The sequence below is a fragment of the Curtobacterium pomorum genome, assembly GCF_044497295.1.
Classification (GTDB): Bacteria; Actinomycetota; Actinomycetes; order Actinomycetales; family Microbacteriaceae; genus Curtobacterium.
Map to the genome: position 1 here is coordinate 2,201,479 of NZ_CP172409.1, position 23,717 is coordinate 2,225,195.

At 70.1% G+C, this 23,717-nt stretch carries 15 protein-coding genes; 1 reads left to right on the forward strand and 14 read right to left on the reverse strand.

Annotated features, from left to right (window positions below; genetic code table 11):
- The 7 genes from gap to uvrB all read right to left on the reverse strand — a co-directional run bounded on the left by gap (position 1) and on the right by uvrB (position 11,414).
- Entirely contained in the window at positions 1 to 1,005 is a 1,005-nt protein-coding gene (gene gap / locus ACGH48_RS10580; protein ID WP_123312532.1) for a type I glyceraldehyde-3-phosphate dehydrogenase, read from the reverse strand.
- A 269-nt stretch (positions 1,006 to 1,274) separates the two neighbouring features.
- Positions 1,275 to 2,255, reverse strand: a complete 981-nt coding sequence (whiA, locus tag ACGH48_RS10585; protein ID WP_111083957.1) for a DNA-binding protein WhiA — start codon at positions 2,253 to 2,255, stop codon at positions 1,275 to 1,277.
- A gap of 75 nt (positions 2,256 to 2,330) precedes the next feature.
- Positions 2,331 to 3,230, reverse strand: coding sequence for an RNase adapter RapZ (rapZ, locus tag ACGH48_RS10590; RefSeq protein WP_123312530.1), 900 nt, complete (start codon positions 3,228 to 3,230; stop codon positions 2,331 to 2,333).
- 103 nt (positions 3,231 to 3,333) lie between these two features.
- On the reverse strand, positions 3,334 to 5,358 hold the full coding sequence (gene uvrC / locus ACGH48_RS10595) for an excinuclease ABC subunit UvrC (protein WP_396288519.1): 2,025 nt from the start codon (positions 5,356 to 5,358) through the stop codon (positions 3,334 to 3,336).
- Positions 5,359 to 8,385, reverse strand: coding sequence for an excinuclease ABC subunit UvrA (uvrA, locus tag ACGH48_RS10600; RefSeq protein WP_340197657.1), 3,027 nt, complete (start codon positions 8,383 to 8,385; stop codon positions 5,359 to 5,361).
- A 49-nt stretch (positions 8,386 to 8,434) separates the two neighbouring features.
- On the reverse strand, positions 8,435 to 9,352 hold the full coding sequence (locus ACGH48_RS10605; RefSeq protein WP_396288521.1) for an SDR family NAD(P)-dependent oxidoreductase: 918 nt from the start codon (positions 9,350 to 9,352) through the stop codon (positions 8,435 to 8,437).
- Positions 9,342 to 11,414 carry an excinuclease ABC subunit UvrB gene (uvrB, locus tag ACGH48_RS10610; RefSeq protein WP_123313097.1) on the reverse strand — a complete coding sequence of 691 codons (2,073 nt, stop codon included), beginning with the start codon at positions 11,412 to 11,414 and terminating at the stop codon, positions 9,342 to 9,344. Before uvrB ends, ACGH48_RS10605 begins: the two co-directional genes overlap by 11 nt.
- A gap of 193 nt (positions 11,415 to 11,607) precedes the next feature.
- On the opposite strand from uvrB, the gene ACGH48_RS10615 reads away from it, so the two are divergent.
- A complete protein-coding gene (locus ACGH48_RS10615) occupies positions 11,608 to 12,936 on the forward strand; it encodes an MFS transporter (RefSeq protein WP_396288523.1) in 1,329 nt (442 codons plus the stop codon).
- Between the two features lie 211 nt (positions 12,937 to 13,147).
- Here ACGH48_RS10615 and ACGH48_RS10620 read toward each other — a convergent pair whose 3' ends face one another.
- The 7 genes from ACGH48_RS10620 to polA form a co-directional block, all read right to left on the reverse strand.
- Positions 13,148 to 14,347, reverse strand: a complete 1,200-nt coding sequence (locus tag ACGH48_RS10620; protein WP_396288525.1) for an acyltransferase — start codon at positions 14,345 to 14,347, stop codon at positions 13,148 to 13,150.
- Positions 14,344 to 15,846 (reverse strand): class I adenylate-forming enzyme family protein, encoded by a 1,503-nt coding sequence (locus ACGH48_RS10625; protein ID WP_396288527.1) that lies wholly within the window; start codon positions 15,844 to 15,846, stop codon positions 14,344 to 14,346. Before ACGH48_RS10625 ends, ACGH48_RS10620 begins: the two co-directional genes overlap by 4 nt.
- 22 nt (positions 15,847 to 15,868) lie before the next feature.
- Complete coding sequence (locus ACGH48_RS10630) at positions 15,869 to 16,936, reverse strand: BPSS1187 family protein (protein WP_396288529.1); 1,068 nt, start codon at positions 16,934 to 16,936, stop codon at positions 15,869 to 15,871.
- Positions 16,933 to 17,535 carry a dephospho-CoA kinase gene (coaE, locus tag ACGH48_RS10635; RefSeq protein ID WP_123312517.1) on the reverse strand — a complete coding sequence of 201 codons (603 nt, stop codon included), beginning with the start codon at positions 17,533 to 17,535 and terminating at the stop codon, positions 16,933 to 16,935. Before coaE ends, ACGH48_RS10630 begins: the two co-directional genes overlap by 4 nt.
- Positions 17,536 to 17,626: 91 nt before the next feature.
- On the reverse strand, positions 17,627 to 19,105 hold the full coding sequence (gene rpsA, locus ACGH48_RS10640) for a 30S ribosomal protein S1 (protein WP_123312516.1): 1,479 nt from the start codon (positions 19,103 to 19,105) through the stop codon (positions 17,627 to 17,629).
- Positions 19,106 to 19,265: 160 nt separating this feature from the next.
- Positions 19,266 to 20,945: a DUF885 domain-containing protein gene (locus ACGH48_RS10645; RefSeq protein WP_396288532.1), complete on the reverse strand. Its 1,680-nt coding sequence runs from the start codon at positions 20,943 to 20,945 to the stop codon at positions 19,266 to 19,268.
- A gap of 37 nt (positions 20,946 to 20,982) precedes the next feature.
- Positions 20,983 to 23,652 (reverse strand): DNA polymerase I, encoded by a 2,670-nt coding sequence (gene polA, locus ACGH48_RS10650; RefSeq protein WP_396288534.1) that lies wholly within the window; start codon positions 23,650 to 23,652, stop codon positions 20,983 to 20,985.
- Between the last annotated feature and the right edge of the window lie 65 nt (positions 23,653 to 23,717).

Consider the following 23,717-nt stretch of genomic DNA (forward strand, 5'->3'; position numbering starts at 1 on the left):
CTACAGACGCTCGCCGACGTACTCGGTCAGGTCGACCAGACGGTTCGAGTAGCCCCACTCGTTGTCGTACCACGAGGTGATCTTCACGAGGCCGCCGATGACCTTGGTCAGGCCGGAGTCGTAGATCGAGGAGTGCGGGTCCGTCGTGATGTCGGTCGACACCAGCGGGTCCTCGCTGTAGAGCAGGATGCCCTTGAGCGGGCCCTCTGCGGCCTCCTTGTAGGCGGCGTTGATCTCGTCGACGGTGACCTCGGACTTGGTCTCGAGGGTGAGGTCGGTGATCGAGCCGGTCGGCACCGGGACGCGGAGCGCGAAGCCGTCGAGCTTGCCGGCGAGCTCCGGCATGACCTGGCCGATGGCCTTGGCTGCACCGGTCGAGGTCGGGACGATGTTCAGCGCGGCCGCGCGGGCACGACGGGGGTCCTTGTGCGGGCCGTCCTGCAGGTTCTGGTCGGCGGTGTAGGCGTGGACCGTGGTCATGAGGCCACGCTCGATGCCGAACTTGTCGTGGAAGACCTTGGCGAGCGGCGCGAGGCTGTTCGTGGTGCACGACGCGTTCGAGATGATGTTGTGGTTCGCCGGGTCGTACTGGTCCTCGTTCACGCCGAGCACGATGGTGACGTCGTCACCGGTGGCCGGGGCGGAGATGATGACCTTCTTGGCGCCCGCGTCGATGTGCTTCTGCGCGTCGGCGGCCTTGGTGAAGAACCCGGTCGACTCGATGACGATGTCGACGCCCAGCTCGCCCCAGGGGAGGTTGGCGGGGTCGCGCTCCGCCAGGACCTTGATCGCCTTGCCGTCGACGACGATGTTGTCACCGTCGAGCTCGACGGAGACGCCGAGACGACCCGTGATGGAGTCGAACTTCAGCAGGTTCGCCAGTGCGGCGTTGTCGGTGAGGTCGTTCACCGCCACGATCTCGAGGTCCGAGCCCTTCGCGAGGGCGGCCCGGAAGAAGTTGCGGCCGATACGGCCGAAGCCGTTGATACCGATCTTGACGGTCAATGGATCTCCTGGTGAGTGTGGAGCGCCCAGGGGGCGCTGCTTTCGGGAGTCGCGCACCCTGGCGGGCCCGCGTGTGGTGGACGATACGCCCCGTAACGTCGCCGTAACGACCCTAGCAGTCGGACACTGCCAGACCGCGCGGGATGACGGTCCGTCCGGACGGTCACCGACCAGGCCGGGGACGGGTCCGAGAACGGGTCCGGAAACGGACGGGAGGCGCGGTGCCAGCTGGCACCGCGCCTCCCGTCAGGCAGGTCGGACGACCCGTCTCAGACGCCCTCGAGCTCCTCGGGGACACTCGCTTCCGTCCCGGGGATCCCGAGGTCCGACGCCCGCTTGTCGGCCATCGCGAGCAGTCGGCGGATGCGACCGGCGATGGCGTCCTTCGTCATGGGCGGGTCCGCGTGCTGGCCGAGCTCGTCGAGGGACGCGTCGCGGTGCTGCAGGCGCAGCGCGCCGGCGTACTGCAGGTGGTCGGGGACCTCGTCGCCGAGGATCTCGAGCGCGCGCTCGACCCGGGCGCAGGCGGCGACGGCGGCCTGCGCCGAACGGCGGAGGTTGGCGTCGTCGAAGTTGACGAGGCGGTTCGCGGTCGCACGGACCTCGCGACGCTGCCGCATCTCCTCCCAGTCGGCGGTGGTGCGGGCGGCACCCATCACCGTGAGCATCTGGCCGATGGCCTCGCCGTCGCGGATGACGACGCGGTGCACGCCACGGACCTCGCGGCCCTTCGCGGCGACGCCGAGGCGGGACGCGGCCCCGACGAGCGCCATGGCGGCCTCGTTGCCGGGGCAGGTGACCTCGAGCGCGGCGGCCCGGCCCGGGTCGGTCAGGGTGCCGGAGGCGAGGAACGCACCGCGCCAGATCGCGGCGAGGTCCTCGCGGTTGCCGGTGGTGAGCCGGTTCGGCAGGCCGCGGACGGGGCGACGACGGGCGTCCATCAGACCGGTCTGGCGCGCGAGGGTCTCCCCCGCCTCGAGCACGCGGACCAGGTAGCGGGTGCCGCGACGGGACGACGCGGACGACCCCACCGACGCCTCGCTGCGGACGCCGTACAGCTCGGCGAGGTCCTTGCGGACCCGGTGCACGATGATCCGGGTGTCGAGCTCCACCTCGACCGCGATGCGGCCCGAGATGACGTGCAGGCCACCAGCGAACCGGAGGATCGTGGCCAGTTCGGCGGCGCGGACCGTGTTGCGGTTCACGGCGACCCTGGCCAGTTCGTCCTTGACCTCGGCAGTCAACGGCACAGCATCATTCCTAACGTTCATCTGGTGGTCCCGCGATTCCGGCGGCACGTGCGTGGGGAGCGGCCGGAGGGACGGTCACTCCCGGCCGAGATCTCGGTTCTTCACACGCACGGCGACGCCAGGCATCCCGCGGAGGAGGTTCGCCAACTCGGCGACGATGGCGACCGAGCGGTGCTTCCCGCCGGTACAGCCGATGGCGATCGTAGCGTGTCTTTTGTTCTCGCGCTGGTACCCCTCGAGCACCGGCTCCAGCACGGAGACGTACCGGTCGACGAACGGACGGGCTCCGGCCTGGGCCAGGACGTAGTCCGAGACGGGCTGGTCGAGGCCCGTGTGGGCCCGGAGTTCCGGGACCCAGTAGGGGTTCGGGAGGAACCGGACGTCGGCGACCATGTCGGCGTCAGCAGGCAGTCCGTACTTGAACCCGAAGCTCATGAGCGTCACCTGAACACCCACGAAGTGATCGTCGGCGAACTGTTCGGTGACGGTGTTGGCGAGCTGGTGGATGTTGAGGTCCGAGGTGTCGATCACCATGTCGGACGCCTCGCGCAGTCCGGCCAACCGGGTCCGCTCGCGCGCGATGCCGTCGAGCAGGGTGTCCTCACCCTGCAGCGGGTGGGGTCGCCGGACCTGCTCGAAGCGCCGGACCAGGACGGCGTCGGTGGCCTCGAGGAACAGCACCCGGACCCGCGCTGACGTGGTCGACCGCACCTGTTCGACCGCGTGCTCCGGGTCGGTGAAGAACCGTCCGCCGCGGACGTCGACGACCGTGGCGATCTTCGGGATCTTCTCGCCGGCGCGGTCGGCCAGCTCGGTGAGCGGGGCCAGCATCTGCGTCGGCAGGTTGTCGACGACGTACCAGCCGAGGTCCTCGAGGGCCTTGCCGACCGTCGAGCGCCCGGCCCCGGACATGCCGGTGACGATGAGGATGTCGTGCTGCGACCCGTGCGGGGTCGCCGTGGCGCTGTCGGTCATCTGGGAGTGGGCTCCGTCGTGGCGGCCCGGGCGCGTCGCCCGGGGAGGTCTCGGCTGCGGGTCCAGGGTATCGCCCGACACGTGTCGGGAGGCACGGGATGCGTCACGACGGCAGCTGCGGACCGTCGTGGGTCACTTCCGGGACCCGCACCGCGCCTGCTGGGACCGGCTCGGCGTCCGCAGCGTCCGGCTCGGCGTCCGGCGCGCTGGTCGGGGTCTGCTGGAGCTTCGTGACGACCGCCGCAGCGGTCGCCGGCCCGACGCCGTTGACCTCGCTGATCTCCTCGGCGGTGGCCTCACGCAGACGGGCGACGGAACCGAAGTGCTTCAGCAGCGCGTTCACACGGCTCGGCCCGAGCCCGGGGATCTCGGACAGCCGGGACCGCACGTCGCGCTTGCGCCGCGTGCGCTGGTGCGTGATCGCGAAGCGGTGTGCCTCGTCGCGGATCCGCTGGATCAGGAAGAGTGCCTCGGAGTTGCGCGGCATGATCACCGGGAAGTCGTCGTCGGGCAGCCAGAGCTCCTCGAGCCGCTTCGCGATGCCGACCAACGCGATGTCCCGCACGCCGGCTTCGTCCAACGCGCGCTTCGCCGCCTGCACCTGCGGCTGTCCACCGTCGACGATGAGCAGCTGCGGGCGGTACGCGAACCGCTTCGAGGGTTTCGAGCCCTCGACCACCTCGTCGCTCGTGACGTCGGGGACGTCCGGCAGGTCGGCGTCCTCGTCGAGGCGCGCCAGACGCCGGGTGAGGACCTGGTACATGCTGTCGGTGTCGTCCGTGGTCTCGGCGATCGTGTAGCGGCGGTACTGGTCTTTGCGGGGCAGACCGTCCTCGAACACCACCATCGACGCCACGACGTTCGTGCCCTGCAGGTGCGAGATGTCGTAGCACTCCATGCGGAGCGGGGCCTCGGTCATGCCGAGGGCGTCCTGGATGTCGGCGAGGGCCGCCGAGCGCGTCGTGTAGTCGGCGGAGCGCTTCGTCTTGTAGAGCATCAGCGCCTGGGCCGCGTTCTGCGCCGCCGTCCGGGCCAGACCGGCCCGGTCGCCGCGCTGCGCGGTGCTGAGCTTCGTGCCGCGGCCACCCCGCCGTTCGCTGAGCCACTGCTGCAGCGCCTCGGCGTCCTCGGGCAGGGTCGGCACGACGACCTCGCGCGGGGGCTCCTCGGCGACGGCGGCCGGGGTGAGCTCGTTGTCGGCGTACACGCCCTGCACGATCTGCTCGACCAGGTCACCCGTCGAGATGTCGAGCTCCTTGTCGACCACCCACCCGCGGACACCGCGGATGCGTCCGCCACGCACCGAGAACAGCTGCACGGCGGCGGCGAGCTCGTCCTCGGCGATGCCGAACAGGTCGAGGTCCACCGAGTCGCGGAGCACCACGGCGGACTTCTCGAGCACGGCCTCGAGCGCCTCGACCTGGTCGCGGAACTTCGCGGCCTGTTCGTACTGCATGGCGTCGGCCGAGGCCCCCATGCGCTGGCGCAGTTCGGTGATCACCCGGCGGTCGTAGCTGTTCATGAACCGCACGAACTCCTCGACGAGCGCCCGGTGCTCCTCGATGGTGACGCGCTGCGAGCACGGCCCACCGCACTTCCCGATCTGCCCGGGGAAGCAGGGCTTGCCCGTCTGCATCGCGCGTTTGTACGACGAGTCCGAACAGGTGCGGATCGGGAACACCTTGATCATCAGGTCGATGGTGTCGTGCACCGCCCAGATCTTCGGGTACGGCCCGAAGTACTTCGCGCCCTTGATCTTCCGGTTCCGCGTGACCATCACCCGAGGCGCTTCGTCGGCCATGGTGATCGCCATGTACGGGTACGACTTGTCGTCGCGGAACTTGACGTTGAACGGCGGGTCGAACTCCTTGATCCAGGTGTACTCGAGCTGCAGTGCCTCGATCTCGGAGCCGACCGTCGTCCACTCGACGCTGCGGGCCGTCAGCACCATCCGACGGGTGCGTTCGTGCAGCGTCGGCAGCGGCGCGAAGTAGTTGCTCAGCCGCGCGCGGAGGTTCTTCGCCTTGCCGACGTAGAGCACCCGCCCGGATTCGTCACGCCATCGGTAGACGCCCGGGTCGGTCGGGATCTCCCCCGCCTTCGGACGCCACGGAACGGTGTCCGCCACCTACCGTGCACCCGCCTTCTGCTTGGTCGACTTCTTCGGCCGGCTCGCCGTGCGGGCCTCCACAGCCTGCTGCTTGCCGACGCGGGCGTCCTGGGCGTCGAAGATCTCGCGCAGGAAGACACCGGTGTGGCTCTCCGGGACGTCGGCGACGTGCTCCGGGGTGCCGGTGGCGAGGACCGTCCCGCCCCCGGCGCCGCCCTCCGGCCCCATGTCGATGACCCAGTCGGCCGACTTGATCACGTCGAGGTTGTGCTCGATCGTGATGACGGTGTTGCCCTTGTCGACCAGGCTCTGCAGCACCAGGAGCAGCTTGCGGACGTCCTCGAAGTGCAGACCCGTCGTCGGCTCGTCGAGCACGTACACGGTCCGGCCGTTCGAGCGTCGCTGCAGCTCGGTCGCGAGCTTGACGCGCTGCGCTTCGCCGCCGGAGAGCGTGGTCGCGCTCTGGCCGAGACGGACGTAGCCGAGGCCCACGTCGACGAGCGTCGCCATGTAGCGGTGGATCGCGGAGATCGGCTCGAAGAACTCGGCCGCCTCGCTGATCGGCATGTCCAGGACCTCGGAGATGCTCTTGCCCTTGTAGTGGACCTGCAGGGTCTCGCGGTTGTAGCGCGCGCCGCCGCAGACCTCGCACGCGACGTAGACGTCGGGCAGGAAGTTCATCTCGATCTTGATCGTGCCGTCGCCGGAGCAGTTCTCGCACCGACCGCCCTTGACGTTGAAGCTGAACCGACCGGGCTGGTAGCCGCGGGTCTTCGCCTCGGGCGTCTCGGCGAACAGCTGACGGATCCGGTCGAACACGCCCGTGTAGGTCGCCGGGTTGGACCGCGGCGTGCGGCCGATCGGCGCCTGGTCGACGTGCACGACCTTGTCCAGCTGGTCGAGGCCCTTGACGCGGGTGTGCTTGCCGGCGATGTGCCGGGCACCGTTGAGCTGGTTGGCGAGCACCTTGTACAGGATGTCGTTGACCAGGGTCGACTTGCCCGACCCGCTCACGCCCGTGACCGCGGTGAACACCCCGAGCGGGAAGTCCGCGTCGATCGTCTTGAGGTTGTTCGCCCGAGCGCCCTGCACGCTGATGGCGCGCTTCAGGTTGACCTTGCGTCGCTCGGCGGGGACCTCGATCGCACGACGGCCGGCGAGGTAGTCCCCCGTCACCGACTCGCGGTTCGCGATGATGCCCTCGTACGAACCCGAGTGCACGACGTTGCCGCCGTTCACGCCGGCTCCGGGACCGATGTCGACGACCCAGTCCGCGGTGCGGATGGTGTCCTCGTCGTGCTCCACGACGATCAGCGTGTTGCCGAGGTCCTTGAGCTTGACCAGGGTGTCGATGAGGCGACGGTTGTCGCGCTGGTGCAGACCGATGCTCGGCTCGTCCAGCACGTACAGCACGCCGGTCAGACCGGAGCCGATCTGGGTCGCCAGACGGATGCGCTGTGCCTCGCCGCCGGAGAGCCCGCCGGCACCGCGCGCGAGCGTGAGGTAGTTCAGGCCGACCTCGAGCAGGAACTCGAGGCGCGCCCGGATCTCACGCAGGACCGCTGCGGCGATGTGCGCTTCGCGGTCGGTGAGCGTCAGGGTGTCCATGAACGAGTACGCGTTGTCGAGCGACATGTCGGTGACGTCGGCGATGCTGCGGCCGTCGACGGTGACCGCCAGGACCTCGGGCTTGAGGCGCGTGCCCTCGCACACCGGGCACGGGACCTCGCGCAGGTAGCCCTGGAACCGCTGGCGCTGCGAGTCCGACTCGGCCTCGGCGAACTTCCGCTCGATGTACGGCATGACGCCCTCGAACCCGCTGGTGTAGCGCATCTCGCGGCCGAACCGGTTGCGCCAGGACACCGACACCTGGAAGTCCTTGCCCGTCAGGATCGCGGCCTGCACCGAGGCGTCGAGCTGGCTCCACGGGGTGTCGAGCGTGAACCCGAGGTCCTTGCCGAGGCCGGCGAGGAGCTTCTCGAAGTACGAGTACAGCCCGCTCGCTCCGGTCCAGGGCAGCAGGACGCCGTCGCGCAGAGAGGCATCGGGGTCGCCGAGCACGAGGTCCGGGTCGACCGACATCCGCGTGCCGAGCCCGGAGCACTCCGGGCAGGCGCCGAACGGTGCGTTGAACGAGAACGTGCGGGGCTCGATCTCGGTCAGCGCCAGCGGGTGGTTGTTCGGGCACGACAGGTTCTCGGAGTAGGTGCGGACGGCGCCGGGGCCGTCGTGGTCGACCAGGTCGATGCCGACGGTGCCACCGGTCAGGCGCAGCGCCGTCTCGAGCGAGTCGGTGAGTCGACCGAGGATGTCGTCGTTCGACACCAGACGGTCGACGATCACCGAGATGTCGTGCTTGACCTGCTTCTTGAGCTTCGGCGGGTCGCTGAGCTGGATCCGCTCCCCGTCGACGATCGCGCGGGCGTAGCCGGAGGCCGCGAGTTCCTGGAAGAGGTCGACGAACTCGCCCTTCTTCTTGGAGATGACGGGGGCGAGCACCTGGAAGCGCGTGCCGGACTCGAACTCCATGAGCTGGTCGGCGATCTGCTGCACGGTCTGCTTGCTGATGACCTCGCCGCACGTCGGGCAGTGCGGCACCCCGATGCGCGCCCAGAGCAGACGCATGTAGTCGTAGACCTCGGTGATCGTGCCCACCGTCGACCGCGGGTTGCGGTTGGTCGACTTCTGGTCGATCGACACCGCGGGCGACAGCCCCTCGATGAAGTCGACGTCGGGGCGGTCGACCTGGCCGAGGAACTGTCGCGCGTACGCGGACAGGGACTCGACGTAGCGTCGTTGCCCCTCGGCGAAGATCGTGTCGAAGGCCAGCGACGACTTGCCGGATCCGGACAGGCCGGTGAACACCACGAGGGAGTCACGGGGGATCTCGAGGTCGACGTTCCGGAGGTTGTGCACCCTGGCCCCGCGGACGCTGAGCGTCGAGGAGCCGGTCGGGACGGTCACGCCGGGGAGGTGGGGGTCGGTCGGCTCGCCGAAGGCGTTCCGGCCCGAGGTCGCGGTGCCGCGGTCAGAGGTGATTGTCATCGCCGTCGATTCTACGAAAGGGGTCCGACATCCGCCCGCGAGTCGGTGGTCAGACGAGTGCGTCGAGAGCGAACGCGACCCCGGAACGACGCTCGCTGGCCGTCCAGAGCCGCGCTGCAGCGGTCCGGTCGTGCGCGCGCGGCTCGGCACGGACCACGGCTGCGGATCCGCGCAGCTGCATCCACCCGGCCGGGCCCCAGTACTCCCCCGAGCGCACACCCGCGGCGACCGCGGCGTGCACGAGGGGCTCGGCGCCGGCGTCCTTGCCCTGCGCGTACAGCCGCTGTGCCGGCCGGGTCCACGCGGGTTCCGGACGGGACGGCGCGACGTCCGGTCGCTCCGGCGAGAGCGCGTCGAGCGACAGCCCGGGGTGTGCCACGACGCTGGAGACGGACGAGCCGGCGTCCGCCAGCCGCTGGGCGAGTTCGAAGCCGAACAGCATCACGGCGAGCTTGCTGCGGCCGTACTGCCGGTAGCTGGAGTACCGGCCGACGCGGAACGGGTCGGCCGGGTCGAGCCGGGCCCACCGGTGCGCGATGGACCCGAGGTGCACGACGCGACCGGCACGCCGTTCGAGCAGCGGCATCGTCAGCGCCGTCCAGGCGAAGTGCCCGAGGTGGTTCGTGCCGATCTGCAGCTCGGTGCCCTGTGCGGTCGTGCTCGCGGTCGAGGCACCCACGACTCCGGCGTTGTTCACGACTGCGTCGACGCCGTCCGGTTCGAGGGCCGCGAGCTCGGCGGCGGCGGCACGGACGGAGTCGAGGTCGGCGAGGTCGAGGTGCACGTGCGCCAACGACGCAGCGTCCACGTGGCGGCGGATGCTCTGCTCCGCCGCTGCCGCCCGAGCACGGTCGCGGGTGGCGAGCACGACCCGGTGCCCGGACGCGGCGAGCTGCTCGGCCGCGTGGTACCCGAGGCCCGCGCTCGCCCCCGTGACGACCACCGTGCGGCGACCGTCAGCTGACATGCCCGGCCGACTCCATCTGCCGCAGCGCCTTCTTGAGGTCCTGCACCTCGTCACGGAGACGCGCGGCGAGCTCGAACTTCAGCTCGGCCGCGGCCTGCAGCATCTGGTCGTTGAGGTCGCCGATCGTCGCCTCGAGCTGGGTCGCGCCCTCGCCCGCGATGCCGCCGCGCTTCAGGTTCGGCGTGGGCGAACGGCGACCGTCGGCACCGGGACGGCCCTGCAGCAGCGCCTTGGTGTCGTCGTTCTCGCGCTGCAGCACCTCGGTGATGTCGGCGATCTTCTTGCGGAGCGGCTGCGGGTCGATACCGCGCTCCAGGTTGTACGCGACCTGCTTCTCGCGACGACGATCGGTCTCCTCGATCGCGGTCTTCATCGAGTCGGTCATCTTGTCGGCGTACATGAGGACCTGGCCCGACACGTTGCGGGCCGCGCGACCGATCGTCTGGATGAGTGACGTCGAGGACCGCAGGAAGCCCTCCTTGTCGGCGTCGAGGATGGCCACCAGGGAGACCTCGGGCAGGTCGAGGCCCTCTCGCAGCAGGTTGATGCCGACGAGCACGTCGTAGACGCCCTGTCGCAGTTCGGTCAGCAGCTCGACGCGCTTCAGGGTGTCGACGTCGGAGTGCAGGTAGCGCACCCGTACGCCGGCGTTGCCGAGGAAGTCGGTCAGCTCTTCCGCCATGCGCTTCGTCAGGGTGGTGACGAGCACACGCTCGTCCTTGTCGACGCGCTGCTTGATCTCCTCGAGCAGGTCGTCGATCTGGCCGTCGCTCGGCTTCACCACGATCTCGGGGTCGACCAGGCCGGTCGGGCGGATGATCTGCTCGACGACGCTGTCCGTGATGCCGAGCTCGTACCGACCGGGCGTCGCCGACAGGAAGACCTTCTGCCCGACGCGGTCGAGGAACTCCTCCCACCGCAGCGGTCGGTTGTCGAGCGCGCTCGGCAGGCGGAACCCGTGGTCGACCAGGGTGCGCTTGCGCGAGGCGTCGCCTTCGTACATCGCGCCGATCTGCGGCACGGTGACGTGCGACTCGTCGATGACGATCAGGAAGTCGTCGGGGAAGTAGTCGATGAGGCAGTGCGGGGCCTCGCCCGCGACGCGGCCGTCCATGTGGCGCGAGTAGTTCTCGATGCCCGAGCAGAAGCCGATCTGCTCCATCATCTCGATGTCGAACGTGGTGCGCATGCGGAGCCGCTGGGCCTCGAGCAGCTTGCCCTGTCCCTCGAGCTCGGCCAGGCGCTCGGCGAGTTCGACCTTGATGTCGGCGATCGCACGGTGCATGACGTCGGTGTCCGCGACGTAGTGCGACGCCGGGAAGATCGACACGGCCGGCAGGTCGTCGATCACGTTGCCGGTCAGGGGGTGCAGCGAGGAGAGCGCTTCGATCTCGTCGCCGAACATCTCGATCCGGATGGCGTGCTCTTCGTACATCGGGATGATCTCGATGGTGTCGCCGCGCACGCGGAAGGTGCCGCGGGCGAAGTCGACGTCGTTGCGCTGGTACTGCATCGAGACGAACTTGCGCACGAGCTGGTCGCGCGAGATCGTCTGCCCGACGTGCAGCGCCACCGAGGCGTTCATGTACTGCTCGGGCGTGCCGAGGCCGTAGATGCAGGACACGGTCGACACCACGACGACGTCGCGCCGGCTGAGCAGCGAGTTGGTCGTCGAGTGCCGGAGCCGCTCGACCTCGGCGTTGACCGAGGAGTCCTTCTCGATGAAGGTGTCCGTCTGCGGGACGTACGCCTCGGGCTGGTAGTAGTCGTAGTACGACACGAAGTACTCGACCGCGTTGTTCGGCATCAGACTGCGGAACTCGTTCGCCAACTGCGCGGCGAGGGTCTTGTTGTGCGCGAGCACGAGCGTCGGCCGCTGCACCTGCTCGATGAGCCACGCGGTCGTCGCCGACTTGCCCGTACCGGTCGCACCGAGCAGCACGACGTCGGTCTCACCGGCGTTGATCCGCCCGGCGAGTTCCGCGATGGCCGCGGGCTGGTCGCCACTCGGCGTGTACTCGCTGATGACCTCGAACGGACGTACCGCTCGGGTCGGTTCGATCGCAACACCCATGCCGTCAACGGTAGTCGGCACCCCTGACACCGGCGCCCCTGCTCGCCCTCGGCGTATCGTCCTCGCCAAGCAGCCTCCAAGTCCGCTGATAACCAGCGGGCATAGCGTCCGGTCCGTTCAGCAACCCGATCGCTCCGCACGTCCCCGACGAGCCAGCACGAGCCACACCCGAAGAGGCCCCATGACGACGGCGACCCCCGCCGCACCGACGAAGGGCACCCCGTTCCGCGGTCGCATCCGCGGACGAGTGCTCATCCTCCTCTGCTGCATGTACGCGATCTCGTACATCGACCGCACGAACATCTCGACCGCGCTGCCGCACATCACCGAGGAGTTCGGCTTCAACGAGGCCACCGCCGGCCTGATCGTGTCCGCGTTCTCGCTGCCCTACGCCCTGTTGCAGGTCTTCGGCGGCACGATCAGCGAGAAGTTCGGGCCGCGCAAGGCCCTCTTCGTCATCACCGTGGTCTGGGGCGTCGCGACGCTGTGGACCGGCTTCGCCGTCGGCTTCTGGACGCTGTTCGCCGCCCGTGCGCTCCTCGGGCTCAGCGAGGCCGCGGCGTTCCCGACCGCGACCCAGGCCATGACCCGCTGGATCCCCCGCGACCGCAACGGCTTCGCGCAGGGCGTCGTGCACTCCGCGGCCCGGCTCGGCAACGCACTGGCTCCGTTGCTCGTCGCCTGGGTCATCGGCTCGACGGGCAGCTGGCGGTGGGCGTTCTTCGCCACGGCGGTCCTGTCCTTCGCCTGGGGCATCGTCTGGTTCGTCTGGTTCCGCGACCGGCCCGAGTCGACGAAGGGCATCACGCAGGTCGAGATCGACGAGCTCCCGCCCGTCGAGACCCGTGCCACCCGCCCGCCGGTGCCGTGGCGCCAGATGGCACGGCAGATCCTGCCGGTGACGTTCGTCGACTTCGGCTACGGCTGGACCCTCTGGGTGTTCCTCACCTGGCTGCCGACCTTCCTCAGCTCGACGTACGGGCTCGAGATCGGCGACTTCGCGCTGTTCACCACCCTCATCCTGCTCGCCGGCGTCGTCGGGGACACGGTCGGCGGCATGCTGAGCGACCGGATCATCCACCGCGGCGGCAACACCCGGAACGCCCGCCGGACCGTCCTGGTGATCGGACTCGGCGGCTCGCTGGTCTGCCTCATCCCCCTCGTGATCGGGCAGGGCCTGCTCGTCGCGACGATCTCGCTGGCGCTGTCGTTCTTCTTCCTGGAGCTCTGCAACGCGAACCTCTGGGCGATCCCGATGGACGTCGCCCCACAGTGGTCCGGCACCGCGTCCGGGTTCATGAACACCGGCTTCGGCATCGCCGGCGTGGTCTCCCCGATCGTCTTCGGCCTGCTCATCGACGCGTCGGGGTGGCAGCTGCCCTTCGCCCTGTCGTGCGTGCTGCTCGGCGCCGCGGCGGTCGTCGCGTGGTGCATGAAGCCGCAGCGGCTCACCTCCACGAACGGCGTCCTCGAGGTCGGCACCCCCGCCGCGGAGCAGCGCGCCGCCTGACGCACGCGGTCCGGACCCACCGGACGCGCGTGGTCCGGACCCCCGGACGCGCGCGGGGCCCTGCTGGTCCCCACCCACCGGACGGGAGGCCCGGGTCCAGCCCGCCCCGCGCCTCCCGTCCGCCGCACCACGCGTCCACCGCCGCGAACAGCAAGCAGGAACGGGCGTACCTGGTCGGAAGAAGCGACCAGGGACGCCCGGAACGCACGGGTCAGCGCTGCCGGCTGCGCGCCTGACGACTCGCGCGCGACGCGAGCGACGGCCGGCCCGTGAGCGGCACGCTCAGCGGGGTCCACCGGAAGGCCTCGGTCACCGCCACGGACAGCACCACCACGAGCAGGTACGTCACGAGCGTCAGCCACGGCCGCGGCACCACGGCCTCGAGCCAGCTGTCGCCGTACAGCAGGATCCAGATCAGGAACGGGTGGCTCAGGAAGATCCCGAACGACCGGTCCGAGGCGTAGTCGACGAACCGTGCGACCGGGCTGCCGGGTCGCCGTCGGTCCGCCCAGCGCGCACCGATCGCCAGGAAGCCGACGAACACCGCGGTGCTCCACACGGCCTCGATCGGCTGCAGCGGCGTCCCCGCGGCGTAGAGCGACTGGCCGAGGGCGACCTGCAGCGCCCAGACGCCGAGCGTGAGCCCGCCGACACCGGCGAAGGCCCAGGGCACGGCGCGGCGGTGCACGCGGATGAACCGGAGGAACGCGTCGGCGTGGTCGGCGGCGATCGCCCCGGAGACGATGAAGAACACGTACGAGAAGAAGAACTGCTTCTGGTAGCCGTGCAACCAGGCGTCGCTCGACGGGAAGTACTTGTAGCCGGCGAACACCACGAGCTGCACCACCAGCGCCACGACGAGCGTCGTCAGGTGGTGCCCACGGGTCTTCCGGACGAGCCACACGATGACGGGCAGCAGCAGGTAGACCTGCATGGTCACGAGCAGGAAGTACAGGTGGTACCAGGACGTGCCGGTGACGATGCCCTCCGCCAGGGTGCGCACCAGGTCGGGCACGTCACCCCGACGGGTGCTGCTGAGGAGCCAGCTGGACCCGACGTACACGAACGACCACGCCAGGTACGGCACCCCCACGAGCAGGAACCGCTTGGGCCAGAACTGCGCCATCGGCCGCGGACGCAGCGTGTAGCTGTAGACGAGCACGAAGGCGGTCAACGAGAAGAAGACGAGCCGGGTGAAGTGCAGCAGGGCGAGGAGCGCGTTCAGGCCGACGTCGTCGGACGCGGCCGTGTGGCTCGTGGTGTGCACGCCGATGACGCAGGCGAAGGTCAGGATGCGGAGGACGTCGACCTCGTACAGGTGGCGCGGCTTGCCAGCAGCCGTGCGGGTCGGGGTCTGGGTCTGAGCCTGGGCCTGCGGCTGCGCCTGCGCGGGTGCTTGTGGGTCGGTCACGACGGCTGCGCCATCGTCCGGACCTTCGCCCGCTGCACCTTGCCGGTGGGAGCCCGCGGCAGGTCGGGGACGACGATGATCTCGACGGGTCGGCGGAAGCGGGTCAGGTGGGCCTCGGCGCGCGCGGTGAGGTCGGCGACGACGACGTGGGCGTCAGGGTCGCGGTCACCGTCCGGCTGCAGGATCACGTACGCCACCGGGACGGCCCCGAGCACGTCGTCCGGCCGCCCGACGACCACGGCCTCGAGCACCCGGGGGTCACCGAGCAGGACGTCCTCGACCTCGGCGGGGTAGACCTTCTCGCCGCCCCGGTTGATGACGTCGTCGGAGCGTCCGGCGAGCGAGACCCACCCGTCCGCTGCGACGGACCCCACGTCGCCGGTGCTGAGCCATCCGTCGGCGTCGAAGCGGTCCGCCGCACGCCCGAACAGGTAGCGCCCGACGATCCCCGGCCCGCGCACCCACAGCGCACCGACCTCGTCGGCGGGCAGCGGGGTGCCGTCCTCGTCGCGCACCTGCACCTCGGCCCCGACCGGCACGCCGACGGTCCCGGGGCGGGCAGGCGCGTCCAACGGCGTCGCGGTGATCTGGGACGCCCCCTCGGTCATCCCCCAGCTCACGACGAGTGGGACGTCCCCGAGCGCTGCGCGTACCTGGTCCGGCAGCGGCGCCGAGGCGCTCCGGACGAACCGGAGGCCCTCCGGGAAGTCCGGTGGGCCGGTCTTCGCGAGCACGGCCAGGATCGCCGGCACGGCGTTCAGCCAGGTGATGCGCCGTTCGGCGAGCAGTTCCCAGAACCCGGTCCGCCGGAAGCGCGGGTCGAGCACGAGTGTCGCCCCGGCGACGAGCGTCGCCAGCAGGCCGACGACCTCGGCGTTGACGTGGAACAGCGGCAGCGAGTTGAAGCCGCGGTCGCGGTCGGTCAACCCGTTGTGCCGTGCGACGGCACGCGCGACGAACAGCAGCTGCGACTCCGGCAGTTCGACGCCCTTCGGCGCGCCGGTCGACCCGGACGTGAACAGCACCACGGATCCCTCGCCCGGTGCGTCCGGGCTCTGCGTGGGCACGTCACCGTCGCGGACGGCGGCCGGGAGGAACGTGGCCGCGTCGATCCCGCTCGCGGGCGCCCCGGGGACGGCCCGGTCCACTGCACGGTCCGACACCACGATCGACGCCCCGCCGATCAGGTCGGCGAGCCGGGCCGGCTCGGTCGCCGGCTGTCCGGTGTCCACCGGGACCGCCCGCCGCCCGGTCGCCACGGCGGTCAGGTGCACCACGGCGAAGCAGAGGGGGTCGCCCACGTCGACGAGGACGGCTCCGGAAGCCGGGACGCCGATCGCGTCGAACGTCGCGGACCAGGCGGTCACCGCGTCCTCGAGGGCGCGGTAGCTCAGGACGCGCGCGGAGCGGGCGTCCTCCAGGTACGGGCGCTCGGGGCTCTCCGCTGCACGATCGCGGATGAGCGAGCGCAGGTCGGGTTCTCCGTCGACGGGCTGCACCAGCAGAGGCTATTGCGGGAGCCTATGAACCGTCGGAGGGAGCAGCTCCCCCGGCCGTCGTCGGGAAGCGGTGCAGCATCCACTGCCAGAGCGCCGACATCCGGGGGTCGCCGTCCGGTCCGAGCGGCGTGGAGTCCTTGATGATGAGCGAGTGCGCCTTCCCCCGGCCCCGGACGTCGGTCAGGATCGCGTGCGGGTCCGCGCCGGCGAGTGGTGGGGCGGTGTCCGTCCGGAAGGGTCCGTCGACGCCGTCGAGCCCGAGCACCTTCCACGAGCCGGTGATCCGCGGCCCGAAGGCGTCGCGGACGTCGTCGACGGCGTACATCCTGGCGACGGGGGTCTTGCCGGGGCGGTCCATCCACGCCGCGTGCGACGGACCCCGCGACTCGACGGGCGACGAGAACATCAGCGCCCCGCGGACGGACCGGATGTGCGCGATGTACGCCGCTTCGCCGCCGCCCTGGGAGTGGCCCGCCACGACGATGTCCTGCCAGGCGATGTCGTCGTCGCCCTGCACGAAGCGGCCCCATCCGCCGTCGGGGTCGTGGTCGTCGAGGTACGCGACGGCGTCGCGGAAGCGCGACACGATCGACCCGGCGGGCGTCACGGAGCTGAACTCGGACGGACGGGTGCCGTCGAACCGGTTGCGCTGCACCATGCCGTAGCAGCGGGCGTCGGCCTCGCAGGTACCGGACAGCGTGCGACCGAGGTTCCAGTAGTCGAGCCCCAGCACGTGGTAGCCGTCGGCGAGGGCCTGTCCGAGGAACCGCTGGTACTCGGCCGGGCGGGACCGTGTCGCGGGCAGGAACAGCAGCAGGGGGCCGTCGACCGAGGTGCGGGCGGCGAAGTCGTCGCGGTTGGGGGTGAGCCGCTCGCCGTTCACGGTGCCGAGTCGGAACCTGTGGAACTCCCCCTCGGGGCCGCGCTCGTCGCCCGACGGGGCCTCGTCGGCGTGCGAACGGTCGATCGTCGGTGCCCGCCCCTCGTCCTCGATGCGCTGAGCGCCGAGCAGGTTCGCGGCGACCAGTGCTCCGCCGCCGATCGCGACGAGCACGATCGCGGCGAGGACCAGCAGCAGACGATGCTTCACGGGGTGATCCGCGACCACACCTCGTCGGCCGATCGAACGGTCTGGTCGAGCGAACCCGTCGCGTCGACGACGTGGTCGGCGAGGGCCAGCCGGTCGGCGTCGCTTGCCTGTGCGGCCACGCGGCGCTCGGCTTCGTCCCGGGGCATGTTCCGGTGGGCCACGAGCCGCTCGATGCGCTGTGCGGCCGGGGCGTCGACCACCACGACGGCGTCGAACCGGAGCGGGCGGGATCCGCGGGCCTCGGCGAGGAGCGGCACGTCGTACACGACGACGGCATCGGGATCGGCGGCCTCGGCCGCGTCGAAGGCACGCTGGGCGAGCCGCCAGACCTCGGGGTGGGTGATCGCCTCGAGGTCCTTCCGGGCCGCCGGGTCCGAGAACACGATCGCCCCGAGCGCCGGACGGTCGAGCGAACCGTCGGCCGCGATCACCGTCGGGCCGAACCGCTCGGCGACCTGCGCGAGACCGGGGCTGCCCGGCGCGACGGCGTCCCGCGCGAGCCGGTCGGCGTCGACGACGATCCCGCCGTGTTCCGCCCAACGCCTGGAGACCGTCGACTTGCCCGCGGCGATGCCGCCCGTGAGACCGATGATGCGCACGCGGACAGGCTAACGACCCGCGGCGTGGAAACGCCGGAAGCCCGGCACCCCCTGGGGGATGCCGGGCTTCCGGTCAGTGCGACTCGCTCGATCAGTTGGTCGAGCTGAGCTTCTCGCGGAGCGCCGCCAGCGAAGCGTCGTCGGCGAGGGGGCTCGCGCCACCGGTCTCGCTCGAGAACGACGACGAAGAGGAAGCGGACGACGACGATGCGCCGGCCGGGAGGTCGAAGCCGCCCTTTTCCTCGTCGGCGATGGTCTTCGCGACCTGCGCCTTGTGGGCTTCCCAACGACCCTGGGCGGCCGCGTACTGGCCCTCCCACTCGGTGCGCTGGGTGTCGTAGCCCTCGAGCCACTCGTTCGTCTCCGGGTCGAAGCCGTCCGGGTACTTGTAGTCACCCTTGTCGTCGTACTCGGTCGGCATGCCGTAGAGCGCCGGGTCGAACTCGGTGCCCTCGGGGTCCACGCCCTCGTTCGCCTGCTTGAGGCTGAGCGAGATGCGGCGACGGTCGAGGTCGATGTCGATGATCTTGACGAAGACCTCGTCGTTGACCGAGACGACCTGCTCGGCGAGCTCGACGTGCTTGTTCGAGAGCTCCGAGATGTGCACCAGGCCCTCGATGCCGTCGGCAACGCGGACGAAGGCACCGAACGGGACGAGCTTCGTGACCTTGCCCGGTGCGATCTGGCCGATCGCGTGGGTGCGGGCGAAGACCTGCCACGGGTCCTCCTGCGTGGCCTTGAGCGAGAGCGACACGCGCTCGCGGTCCAGGTCGACCTCGAGGATCTCGACGGTGACTTCCTGACCGACCTCGACGACCTCGCTGGCGTGCTCGATGTGCTTCCAGCTGAGCTCGGAGACGTGGACGAGACCGTCGACGCCACCGAGGTCCACGAACGCACCGAAGTTGACGATCGAGGAGACGATGCCCTTGCGGACCTGGCCCTTGTGCAGGTTGTTGAGGAACGTGGTCCGGGACTCGGACTGCGTCTGCTCGAGGAGCGCACGGCGCGACAGGACCACGTTGTTGCGGTTCTTGTCGAGCTCGAGGATCTTCGCCTCGATCTCCTGGCCGAGGTACGGCGTGAGGTCGCGGACGCGACGGAGCTCGATGAGCGACGCGGGGAGGAAGCCACGGAGACCGATGTCGACGATCAGGCCGCCCTTGACGACCTCGATGACCGTGCCGGTCACGACGCCGTCGGACTCCTTGATCTTCTCGACGTCGCCCCATGCGCGCTCGTACTGCGCACGCTTCTTCGACAGGATGAGGCGGCCTTCCTTGTCCTCCTTCTGGAGAACCAGGGCCTCGACCTCGTCGCCGACCTTGACGACCTCGTTGGGGTCGACGTCGTGCTTGATCGAGAGCTCGCGCGAGGGGATGACGCCCTCGGTCTTGTAACCGACGTCGAGGAGGACCTCGTCGCGGTCGATCTTCACGACGGTGCCGGAGATGAGATCACCGTCGTTGAAGAACTTCAGGGTCTTCTCGACCTCGGCCAGGAAGTCATCAGCCGAACCGATGTCGTTGATGGCGACCTGCTTAGGAGCCTTGGTCGTAGTGGTTGTCATGTAGAGATTGCTCCGAACGGACATGAGTCGGGCCGTGGCGTGCGGGGAGTCGAGACCCCCGTGGTGCTCCGCCGTGGCGATTGATTGAGTGGCGCGGATTGCGCCGCACAAGTCTAACCGCACCGGCCGAGCCCCCACAACCGGGCGTGTCGGCGGCGCGTCAGCGGAGCAGGGCGCTGCGCAGGGTGTCGAGACCGATGCTGCCGAGCGCGAGCGCACGACGGTGGAACGCCTTCAGGTCGAAGTCGGCGCCTTCGCGGGCGGCGACCTCGTCGCGGATCGACTCCCACACGCGCTGGCCCACCTTGTAGGACGGCGCCTGGCCGGGCCACCCGAAGTAGCGCGCGACCTCGAACTGCACGAACGCGTCGTCCATGTTCACGTTCTCGCGCATGAAGTCGAGGGCGTACTCCCACGTCCAGCCGCCGCCGTCCGGGTTGGTCTTCTGCAGGTGCACACCGATGTCGAGCGCCACGCGGGCGGCACGCATGCGCTGCCCGTCGAGCATGCCGAGCCGGTCGCCGTCGTCGTCGAGGAACCCGAGCTGCTCCATCAGGCGCTCGGCGTAGAGCGCCCAGCCCTCGACGTGGCCCGACGAGCCGGACAGCTGGCGGCGCCACGTGTTGAGCTCGCCGCGGTTGTAGACGCCCTGGCTGATCTGCAGGTGGTGACCGGGGACGCCCTCGTGGTAGACCGTCGTCTTCTCACGCCAGGTGCCGAACTCGGTGACGCCCTCGGGCACCGACCACCACATCCGGCCGGCGCGCGAGAAGTCGTCCGACGGACCGCTGTAGTAGATCCCGCCCTCCTGCGTGGGGGCGATCCGGCACTCGAGGCGGCGGATCGGTTCCGGGATGTCGAAGTAGGTGCCGGCCATCGCCGCGATCGAGGCGTCGCTCGTCTCCTGCATCCACCGCTGCAGGGCGTCCGTCCCGTGCAGGATCCGGGAGGGGTCGGTGTCCAGCACCTCGATCGCACGGGCCACGCTCGCGCCCGACTCGATCCGGTCGGCGATGCGTTCCTGCTCGTCACGCATGCGGGCGAGTTCCTCGAGGCCCCACTCGTACGTCTCGTCGAGGTCGACGACGGCGCCGAGGAACCGGCGGGAGTGCAGCTCGTACGCCTCGCGTCCGACGGCGTCGACCGGGGTGGCGAGCGGCAGCAGTTCGTGCTCGAGGAACTGCCCGAGGCTCCGGTACGCAGCCGATGCGACCTCGGCGCCGCGGGTCAGCTCGGCGCGGAGCGAGTCCGGCACGGCGGAGCCGTCGTCGAACGCCGCGCCCTCGGCCAGGCGGCGGAAGAAGCCGTCCTCCGCGCCGTTGCGGGCGGCCTGCTCCGCGACCAGGGCGACCTGCCGCTTCGCCGGGGTGACGTCCTCGCGCGTGCCCTCGAGCAGGGTCTCGCGGATGCCCTCGAGCGCGTCCGGCAGCGCGTGCAGCCGGCTGGCGACGTCCTGCCAGTCCGCCTCCGTCGCCGTCGGCATCAGGTCGATGATCTCGCGGACGGACTGCGCCGGGCTCGCGATCACGTTGAGGTCGCGCAGGTGGAGCTTCCGCTCGTACGACTCCTGCACGAGGTCGAGTTCGGCGCCGAGGTCGGCCTTCGTGACCTCGTCGACCGGGTCGACCGCCGCGGCGGCGTCGAGGGCGCGCTTCGTCGCCCGGGCCGCATCGGCCAGGGCGGCTGCTCCGGCGGGCGAGGTGTCGCCGTACTCCCCCGTCCGACCCGGCACACCGATGTACGTCGCCGTCGTCGGGTCGAGGTCGACGAGGGTGGCGACCCATCCCTCGGCCACGTGGTCGACGGCGGTCTGCTGACGGACGGGACGCGCTTCGCTCATGCTCCGACCCTATCCACCAGCGCCGTCCGGCACGCGGTCAGTGCGCCGCGCTCTCCCAGTTCGCGCCGACACCGACCGAGACGTCGAGCGGCACGGTGAGCTCGGCGGCGCTGCCCATCCGGGTGCGCAGGATCTCCTCGACGCGCTCCTGCTCGCCGGGCGCGACCTCGAGGATGAGCTCGTCGTGCACCTGGAGCAGCAGGTGCGACTCGAGGCAGCCGTCGCGCAGGTCCTCGTCGACACCGAGCATCGCGATCTTCATGATGTCGGCAGCCGAGCCCTGGATCGGCGCGTTCAGCGCCGCGCGCTCGGCGTTCTCGCGCAGGACGCGGTTCGGGCTCTTCAGGTCCGGGAACGGGCGGCGACGGCCGAAGATCGTCTCGGTGTAGCCGTCCTCGCGCGCCTGCTCGACGACGTTGCGCAGGTAGTCGCGCACCGCGCCGAACCGGGCGAAGTACTCGGTCATGAGCGTCCGGGCCTCGGACTGCTCGATCCGCAGCTGCTTCGACAACCCGAACGCGCTCAGCCCGTAGGCCAGGCCGTACGACATCGCCTTGACCTTGGTGCGCATCTCGGCGGACACCTCGGCCGGCTCAACGCCGAACACCCGGGCGCCGACGAACCGGTGCAGGTCCTCACCCTCGTTGAACGCCTGGATGAGCCCGGGGTCACCCGACAGGTGCGCCATGATCCGCATCTCGATCTGCGAGTAGTCGGCCGTGATGAGCGTCGTGTAGGGCTCGGCGACGGCGAACGCCGACCGGACCCGGCGCCCCACGGCGGTCTTCACCGGGATGTTCTGCAGGTTCGGGTCGGTCGACGAGATGCGGCCGGTGCTGCTGCCCGTCTGCTCGTACCGGGTGTGGATGCGCCCGTCGACGATCGCCGCGTCGAGCGTGTCGACGATCTGGCGGAGCTTGGTGGCGTCGCGGTGCTGCAGCAGCAACCCGAGGAACGGGTGCGGGTGCTGCTCCTGCAGGTCCGCCAGGCTGGCGGCGTCGGTCGAGAACCCGGTCTTCGTCTTGCGGGTCTTCGGCATCGCGAGCTCGGTGAACAGGACTTCCTGCAGCTGCTTCGGGGAACCGAGGTTCACCTCGTGCCCGATCTCGGCGAACGCCTGCTGCGCCAGTTCGGCGGCGCGCTCCCCCAGTTCCTTCGACAGCCCCGTGAGCACCGGACGGTCGATCCCGACGCCGATCGTCTCCATGCTCGCGAGCACCGACACCAGCGGGAGCTCGATGTCGTCGAGGACCGTGAGCGACGACTCGTCGAGTCGGGCACGGAGCGCCGTGGTGACCCGCAGGACGAACCACGCGTGCACGCCGACGTTCACCGGGTCGGTCTCGGGCACGAGCTGGTTCGGGTCGGCGGTGGGGAGCTCTTCGCCGAGCTCCTGGTAGACGAGGTCGGCCAGCGGCTGCCCCTGCTTGCCGGGCTGGGCGAGCCACCCCGTGATGCGGGCGTCACCGGCGACGCCGTTCACCACGAAGCCGGCGGTCGCGAGCGCCTTGATCGCCGCCTTGGCGTCGTGGAAGTGCTTCGGGGCGTCGGAGGCGAACCACGCCGACAGCTGCTCGTAGTCCTTCGCGCCGCTGCCGCCCGGGACCTGGACGGCGTCGTCGTGGGTCGCGATGCCGATGGTGCTGAGCCGGCCGTCGATGACCTCGACGGCGACGCCGTAGCCGTTCGCCGCCTCGGACGCGTTGCGCCGCTCGAGCCAGTAGCCGAGTTCCTCGTCGATCAGGGTCTTGACCGACGGCGGGGTCGCGGCCCCGTCCGTCACCCCGCCCTCGGCCGGCTGCTCGGACGGCTCGCCCGAGCCGGCGACCTTGAAGACGCGGTCGAGCAGCGTGCGGAACTGCAGCTTGGCGAACAGCTCACGCACGGCGGTCTCGTCGAGGGGCCGGAGCGCGACGTCGGCCGGGCCCACCGGCAGCTCGACGTCCGTGACCAGGCGGTTCAGCCGGCGGTTCCGGATCGCCCGGTCCTGCTGCTCGCGCAGGTTGTTGCCGACGACGCCCTTGATCTCGTCGGCGTGCTCGAGGACGCCCTCGAGCGAGCCGTACTGGGTGACCCACTTGACCGCGGTCTTCTCGCCGACCTTGTCGATGCCGATCAGGTTGTCGCTGGTCTCGCCCACGAGGGCGGCGATGTCGGGGTACTGGTGCGGCTCGATGCCGTAGCGCTCGTACACCTTGTCGCGGTCGTACCGGGTCAGTTCGGACACGCCACGGACCGACGGGTAGAGCAGCGTCACGTCGTCGTTGACGAGCTGGATGGCGTCGCGGTCGCCGGAGACCACGTAGACCTGGTACCCCTGCGCAGCACCCTGGGACGACAGGGTCGCGAGGATGTCGTCGGCCTCGTAGTCCTCCTTCGTCACCGTGGTGATGCCCATCGCCTCGAGCGCCTGCTGCAGCAGCGGGATCTGGCCCTTGAACTCGGCCGGGGTCTCGGAGCGGGTGCCCTTGTACGCCTCGTACTCACGGGTGCGGAACGAGAACCGGGAGATGTCGAACGCGACCGCCAGGTGGGTCGGCTTCTCGCGCTGCAGGAGCATGAGCAGCATCGAGATGAAGCCGTGGATGGCGTTCGTGTGCTGCCCGTCGCGGTTCACGAAACTGTCGACCGGCAGTGCGTAGAAGGCCCGGAAGGCGAGCGAGTGGCCGTCGATGACCATGAGGGTAGGCTTTGCGGAGTCCGACACCCGGACAGCCTACCGACGCCATCCGACACGGGAGTTCGAGCGCGTGACCGACGAAGCCACCATCA